The following is a 7398-nucleotide window of genomic DNA, read 5'->3' as shown; positions in this document are numbered from 1 at the left end:
GGTCGCGACCGACCACCATCGTGGTGATGACGCCCTCGAGCAGATGCGGGGCGCCCAGCAGACGAAGCGCAGCGAGCGGCGGGATCACCTTGTCGTTGCCGTCGGGCAAGTTCGGCAGCAGCGTGATGCCGAAGCTCGGCCATCGCGGCGCGTTCCCGTCGGCCCTGTCGAGTGAGTCGATCGGGAAGTTCGACAGCAGCCCGCCGTCGACCAGCGTCGAGGTGCGCCCCGCGGAGCTGGTCAGCGAAACCGGACGGAAGAAGAACGGAATCGACATCGAGGCGCGGACCGCGTCGGCGACGAGCTGCTCATCCGGATCGAGTCCGTAGACCCTGCGATAGTCCCAGGGCAATCGCACGAGTTGACCCCTGGTGACGTCGGCGACGGTGACCACCAGGCGGTAGCGCTGCTCCGGTGGCAGCTCGTCGTCGTCGATGGCGAGGTCCGCGAACGTGGTCACCCCGAGGTCGGCCAGCTGACGGCGGACCCACTCGTGCGCGTAGTCGCCCCGGTAGATGCCGGACCCGCGCAGCAGTGCGAGCGACGGTCCGACCAGTGGCACCCGCTCCACCGGCCCCGGGTCGAGGAACTTCCGGTAATCCAGTTGCAACGCCAGTTCCTTGACTTGAGAGCCAGTCAGCGCACCGGTGTGCGCCGCGGCCGCGACGATCGCCCCGACGATGGATCCCGCGGACGTTCCGGAAATGCGCTGCGGCTGGTAGCCGGCATCCAGCAGACCGACGATGGCACCCACCAGGCCGACGCCCTTGACGCCGCCACCCGAGAGCACCAGGTCGACGCGTTTGACCACTGTCACGCCCTCGACGGTACGGAACCGACTACACGGGGTCGAAGGCCGAGATGAGCCAGTTTCCGTCGACCTTGGTCAGACCCACCTTCACCGCGCTCGCGGTGAACGAGCCGTCGGGGTTCTCCTTGCTGGTGGTCGTCTGATTCAGGAAGACCAGGACCACCGCCGAGTCGGGTTTCAGCTCCGACACCGCCGACTGCACGATCGTCGCCGAGGTCTTGACCGCCTTCTGCTGGACCGCAGGCGTCACGATGTCGTGGGTGAACTGGCTGTAGTAGCTCAGGAAGTCCCCGGTGAGGTGCGACTTGGCGTTCGTGAAGTCCTTGTCCATCGTGTCCGGCGCGTACGACAGCAGCGCGACGGCTCCGGCGTTCGCCGCCTTGATCGTGTCGCCGGCCACGGCCGCGTTGGTCTCCCGGTCCGGCCGGAACTGGTTGAAGTACAGCCAGGACGCCAACCCTGCCGAGCCGAGCAGAAGGACCGCGAGCACGAGCGGGACCAGCAGGCCCGTGAAGCTGCCCCGTCGCGGTGTCGGCCCTGCGTCGGGGGGCTCGTCGACGGTCGGGGTGTCGTCGACGGCGGTGGTGGTGGTGTCGTCGGCGGTGGTGTCGTCGAGTTCCCTTGAGGTGTCTTCGACGTCGTCAACCTCGACGTCGGTTCCGTCATCTGCGTGGTCTGAGGTCACGGCACGAACTCGACTTTCGCCAACTTGAGCTGCCCACCGTCACGGGCCATGTCGACCCGCAATCGCCAGGAGCGTGGTTGTTGCTCCTTGCTGGCGGCGTTGGAAACCTGGGTTGTCACCGCAACGAGGACGGTGGCCGTGTCCTTGGACATCGACTGGACGGCGGTGGCGTTGACCGTCGCCTCCGTGATCACCTTCGACGCCTGCGCCACCTTCGCGAATTCGTCGGACTGACCTTGGAAGTCCTTCTTGAAGTCCCCTGTCGTGTTGTCGATGATCCGCTTCACGTCGGCTTCGGCGTTGTTGAAGTTCAGCGACATCAACGTCACGACGCCTTGACGGGCGGCGGCGGCGAACTCCGCCGAGCGCTGCTGCTCCGCTTGGACCTGGCGGTGATGCCAGACCATATAGCCGCTGGCCCCCAGGAATCCGAGCGTGCACAGGACGACCAGGGTTGCCGCGACCCACTTGAGCCGCACGCGCGGCAGTGTGAGGCGCCGACGGCGGGCGGGCTGCTCCTCGACCTCGTCGTAGACCTCGACGTCGGCATCTGCGGTGTCGGCATCTGCGGTGTCGACGACGGCTTCGTCGGCGGCCACCGTGTCGGCGACCGGCTCGTCGGGTTCGATCTCGGGTTCGGTATCGGGCTCGCTCTCGACGACGTCGACCGGCTCGGGCGGGACCACCGGGACCGTCTCGGTCGGCGGGGCGACCTTGACCGCGGCGGCGGCCTCGGCCTGCCTGCGCAGCTTCAGTGCGCGGGCCCGAGCTCGTGCCGCGACTGCGGCGGCCTCCGCTGCTACCGCTTCGGCTTCGGCTTCTTCGGCCAGTGCCGATGCGTCGTCGGCTCCGGGTGTCTCCATGACGTCCTTTGGCGCGTCCTTCGGGTCATCCCGAGTATCGCCGTTGAGCACTGACGAGGCTCGCTTCCAGGGCGGCATGCGACCTCCTGTCCTGTCGATCAAGATTTCCGCGTGGAGAGAATGGCATTTTCAATTATGAGTATCGCCTTGACCATACTCCATCCCCGAAGGGCATCGGATCGGCCTGCATCCTGCGGAAATGCTGTTTTCGCGCTGTACGAGCGCTCAGCGCAGACGATCCTTGACGACCTTGCCCGTGGCGTTCGTGGGTAGCTCGTCGAGGAACTGTACAGACCGCGGAACCTTGTATCCGGCCATTCGCTGACGACTCCAACCGACCAATTCCTCCGCGGTGGGCGCTTCGGTCGACGAGCGCAACACCACGAACGCCTTTCCGACTTGACCGAGTCGCTCGTCGGGCACGCCGATGACCGCCGCCTGCGCGATGGCCGGGTGCTTCAACAGGAAGCCTTCGATCTCGGCGGGATAGGCGTTGAAGCCACCGACGATGAACATGTCCTTCTTGCGCCCGACGATGCGTAGCCGACCCGACTCCGTGAAGTCCCCCAGATCACCGGTGTGCAGCCACCCCTCGGAGTCGATGGCCTCGGCAGTCGCGGCCGCGTCGTCCAGATAGCCCTGCATCACGCCGTAGCCCCGGACGAGGACCTCGCCGTCATCGGCGATGCGCACCTCGATCCCCTGGCAGGGCACCCCGGCGGTGGTGGCGACGTCGGTGAACGAGTCACCGGGAAGCGAGAGCGTCACGTTGCCTGCCTCGGTCAACCCGTACCCCGTCATCAGCGTCTGGAACGGAAGTTCGTCGTGGACCCGGCTGATGAGCTCGACGGGGATGTCGGCCGCGCCGGTGACGCCGGCTCGCAGTGACGCCAGCTTGCCCTTGTCCTGCACCGCCAGCAACGAGTGGTACACGGTGGGCGGGCCGGGCAGCATGGTGATCCGCTCGCGCTCGATCAGTTCGACCACGCGATCGATGTCGAAGACCGCAACCGGCAGCATCGTCGCGCCCCGCAGGAAGGAAGCCACCAGGCCCGCCTTCAAGCCGAACGTGTGGAAGTACGGATTGATCATCAGATAGCGGTCGCCCTCACGGAGATCCGCGAGCGTCGCCCACTCCTCGTACATCCGCAGCGTCTGGCGGTGATTCATCATGGCGCCCTTGGGCCTACCGGTGGTGCCGGAGGTATAGATGACGTCCGAGACGTCGTCCCCGTCCACGGCACGCTCGAATGGCGAGCCGCTGGCGAGGAAGTCCGACGTCACGTCGATCGTCGGCACGTTCAGCGTGACCGGAGAAACGCTGAAGTCCTGTGCCAGGAACCCCTTCTGGACCATGACCGCCTTCGCGCCGCTGCGCGAGACCACGTCGGCGGCCTCCTCGGCCTTGAACCGGGTGTTGACCGGAACGAGCACGCCGCCGGCCGTGAGCAATCCGAACGCGGCGATGATCCAGTGCACGGAGTTCGGCGCCCACAGCGCGACGCGGTCGCCCTTGGAGATCCCCAGTTCGGCGTACGCACCCGCCGCCCGCCGAATGCGGTCGACGAGTTCGACGTAGGTGAGGCGCAGCGGACCGTCGACGACCGCCTCGGCGTCGCCGAATCGATCCGCTGCGCTCAAGACCATCTCGGGGATGGTCTGCCAGGTTTTACTCCCGGTCACGCCGTAATGAGGCGAGACAGGTTGCCGCCCATGATCTTTGCCTGATCGTCGAGCGAGAGGTGATCGAGTGCGGTGACGTAGTGGGTCGGCTCAGCCAGGCCCTCCGGGTGCGGCCAGTCGGAGCCGTACAGCACCTGGTCCACGCCGATCAGGTTGATCAGATCGTCGATGCCCTCCTCGTAGAACGGGCTGACGTAGATGCGGTTCTTGATCTCCTCCATCGGGTTGCCGGGGAAGGCCTCCGGCGCCTTCTTGTACACCTCGGCCATCGAGTCCAGCAGCGGGAACATCCACTTCGACCCCGCCTCGACGATCCCCACCTTCAGCTTCGGGAACCGGAACAGCGCACCGTGGATGACCCAGGAGGCCACCGCATCCTGGATCGGACGCCATTCGTTGAGGATCGACATGGCGTTGGTCTGGAACGGCAGCATCTCCTGGGCGCCGCCATCCCACTCGGAGGTGTAGCGGGAGTAGCCGCTGTCGCTGGAGTGCATGCCGACGAAGACGTCGTACTCGACGCACTTCTGCCAGAAGGGGTCGAACTCGGGCAGTGCGAACGACCGCGGGCCGCGGAAGCCGGGCACGGGTGCCGGGCGGATCAGGATGGCGCGGGCGCCGCGCTTGACGGCCCAATCCAGCTCTTCGATGGCCTTCTCCACGATGGGCAGCGTGATGACCGGGGTGGTGTAGATGCGGTTCTTGTAGTTGAAGCCCCAGACCTCGTGGAGCCACTCGTTGAGCGCATGCACGATGACGTGGATCGCGACGGGGTCGTCGGCTAGCCGCTCCTCGATGAGACTGGCCAGCGTCGGGAACATCAGCGAGCGGTCCAGACCCAGCTCGTCCATCTTCTCGAGGCGCGGAGCGGGCTCGAAGAACGCCGGAATGGCCCTCATCGGTTCGCCGAACAGTTCGCGCTTGCTCTTGCCGTCCGGGTTGCCGAACTTGAAGTACTCCTCCCACGCACCGGGCTTGGCGACCACCGAGAAGGTGGGGTTGGGGATGTAGTTGCTGATCTGACCGCGCAAGGCGATCTTGGTGCGACCGTTGATCTCCACGTACTGGACGACGTCCTTGTACTCCTTGGGGAGGTACTTGGTCAGAGCCTCCGGCGGCTCGTAGAGATGGTTGTCCGCATCGAACAGCGGAAATGGGATGTCGACCCGGTGCGAAAGTTGACCCATGGAATTCTCCTTATCCTCTTGCGAGAATCCTATTCTCATCTTGGTTTGGTTTCAATGCCCTGCGGTAATGGTGTTCTCACTCACCTGTTGACGAACGACGAACTTCTGCACCTTGCCGCTCGCGGTGCGCGGGAAGTCGTCCACCTCGTGCAACTCCTCTGGCCACTTCTGCCGGGCCACGCCTGCCCGCTCGAAGTGCTCGCGCACCTCGGCGAGCGTCGGCATGACCAGCCCTGGCCTGATTCGCAGCACCGCCGCAGCGCGCTCGCCGAGACGCGCGTCGGGCGCCGCCACCACCACCGCCTCGACGACCTGGGGCATCGCGAGCAGCACCTCCTCGACCTCGAGGGCGCTGATGTTCTCGCCACCGCGGATGACGACGTCGGCCATGCGGTCGGTGATGGTCAGATACCCGTCGGAGTCCAGAACGCCGACGTCACCGGTGTGGTACCAACCGTCGTCGTCGAAGGCCTTGGCGGTCAGCTCCGGATCGGTGTACCCGAGGCACAGGTCGGGACCCCGGCTGAGGATCTCGCCGTCCTCGGCCAGTTTGACCTCTACCCCCGGCCGCGCATTGCCGTCGGTGTAGAGCCGCTTGTCCTCTGGCGCGCTCGGGCCGGATCCCGTGATGGACGGGTGTTCGGTGCTTCCGTAGGAGCGGAACACGAAGAAGCCGAGGTCTGCGAGACGCCGGGTGACCGCCGCCGGCACCGTGGACCCACCAAGCCCGACGGTGGTGAAGAGCCGGCGATGCTCGTCGGTGCAGTCGGGATGGTCGAGCAGGCTGGTGACGAAGTAGGGCGGCCCACCGCCGATGGACATGCCCTTCGACTTCATCAGGGCCAGCACCTTGCCGGGATCCCAGACGTCGACGAGATCGATCGGCGCACCTTCGAGCACCGGGATGAGGAAGGCCCCGACCATGCCGATGAAGTGGCCGACGGGCGTTGCGGTGATCTGCCTCCCGCGGTCCGGCGGATAGTTCTGGAGCAGCTGCCTGGTCTCGCAACCCAGCGTTTGATGACTGTGGACGACGCCCTTGGGGTCGCGGGTGGTGCCGGAGGTGAATGCGATCAGCGCGGGCGCCGCGGGGTCTGCGGCGATGGTGCCCACCATCGGCTCGTCGGCGAGCAGGCGGTCGAAGCCCAGTTCCCCGTCGGTGCCGACGAGCGCGACGATCGGCACGTCCTCGCACAGATCGGACTGGAAGCTCATCCGGCCGAAGCGCTCGGTGGTGACGAAGACGCGCGGCTTTGCGGTCGCAAGGATGTGCCCCACTTCCTTGCGACCGTAGAAGTGCACGATCGGCACGATGACCGCACCGAGGAACGCCGACGCCCAGAACGTCGCGGCGGCCTCCATCCAGTTCGGCAGCTGCATGGCGACCACGTCGCCGGGACCGACGCCTCGCTCGTGCAGTCCCGCCGCGAGCCGACGGGCCACCGTCTCCACGTCGCGAAAGGTGCCGCCCCACGGCCGCTCTGCGGAGTGCACGTGGAATTCGGTGTCGGGATTGGCGTCGAGGCCGCGGGCCAGCATCCCGCCGAGGGTCTCCGGCAACCACCACCCCTCGGCCACGTAGCGTTGGGACAGCTCGTCGGGCATGTTGCGCAATGGCTGCTGCAAGGACTGAATACGCACCTCCGCGGGGACTTTCGAGCGTCTTCGAAGGTCCGTGGTGATGCTATTCTCCCGAAACGAGAATGCCAATACCGCATGTGGAGAACGTCAGGAGAACGCTCGGATGGTCGACCTCGAGACCGACGACGGGTTGGCCGTCATCACCATCGACCGCCCGCACGCGCGCAATGCCATCTCCCTGGAGACGATGGATCAGCTCGCCGATGCCCTCGACGGCGCCGACGGCGCCCGTGCACTCGTGATCAAGGGCGCCGGCGAGAAGGCATTCGTCTCCGGCGGGGACCTCAAGGAACTCGCGCTTCTTCGGACCGAGGCCGACGCCGCCGCGATGGCATGGAAGATGCGATCCGTCTGCGACCGCATCGCCGCGTTCCCCGGTCCGGTGCTGGCCGCCGTGAACGGTCACGCACTCGGCGGCGGGGCCGAAGTCGCGGTGGCGGCCGACATCAGGATCGCTGCCGACGACGTCAAGATCGGCTTCAACCAGGCGGCGCTGGCGATCATGCCGGCGTGGGGTGGGGCCGAGCG

Annotated in this window: 7 protein-coding genes; 1 reads left to right on the top strand and 6 read right to left on the bottom strand. The window is 66.4% G+C overall.

Annotation, left to right across the window (positions count from 1 at the left end):
* The 6 genes from ACRDUX_RS33050 to ACRDUX_RS33025 all read right to left on the bottom strand — a co-directional run.
* On the bottom strand, positions 1 to 817 hold an 817-nt coding region (locus tag ACRDUX_RS33050), incomplete at its 3' end, for a patatin-like phospholipase family protein (protein WP_526420434.1).
* 22 nt (positions 818 to 839) lie between these two features.
* Positions 840 to 1496 (bottom strand): Rv1363c family protein, encoded by a 657-nt coding sequence (locus tag ACRDUX_RS33045; protein WP_526420433.1) that lies wholly within the window; start codon positions 1494 to 1496, stop codon positions 840 to 842.
* A complete protein-coding gene (locus ACRDUX_RS33040; protein ID WP_526420431.1) occupies positions 1493 to 2437 on the bottom strand; it encodes an Rv1363c family protein in 945 nt (314 codons plus the stop codon). The genes ACRDUX_RS33045 and ACRDUX_RS33040 overlap by 4 nt, the downstream gene beginning before the upstream one ends.
* A 147-nt stretch (positions 2438 to 2584) precedes the next feature.
* Positions 2585 to 4042 carry a FadD3 family acyl-CoA ligase gene (locus tag ACRDUX_RS33035; RefSeq protein WP_526420429.1) on the bottom strand — a complete coding sequence of 486 codons (1458 nt, stop codon included), beginning with the start codon at positions 4040 to 4042 and terminating at the stop codon, positions 2585 to 2587.
* Positions 4039 to 5229: an amidohydrolase family protein gene (locus ACRDUX_RS33030; protein WP_526420427.1), complete on the bottom strand. Its 1191-nt coding sequence runs from the start codon at positions 5227 to 5229 to the stop codon at positions 4039 to 4041. Before ACRDUX_RS33030 ends, ACRDUX_RS33035 begins: the two co-directional genes overlap by 4 nt.
* A 51-nt stretch (positions 5230 to 5280) precedes the next feature.
* Positions 5281 to 6843 carry an AMP-binding protein gene (locus ACRDUX_RS33025; protein WP_526420436.1) on the bottom strand — a complete coding sequence of 521 codons (1563 nt, stop codon included), beginning with the start codon at positions 6841 to 6843 and terminating at the stop codon, positions 5281 to 5283.
* Between the two features lie 130 nt (positions 6844 to 6973).
* Between ACRDUX_RS33025 and ACRDUX_RS33020 the strand changes: the two genes are divergently transcribed.
* Positions 6974 to 7398: enoyl-CoA hydratase/isomerase family protein (locus tag ACRDUX_RS33020; protein WP_526420425.1), on the top strand; the 425-nt coding region annotated here is incomplete at its 3' end.

Origin of the sequence: Mycobacterium sp., from assembly GCF_050701675.1 — a bacterium.
GTDB lineage: Bacteria > Actinomycetota > Actinomycetes > Mycobacteriales > Mycobacteriaceae > Mycobacterium.
This window is presented reverse-complemented; position numbering and strand designations above follow the sequence as displayed.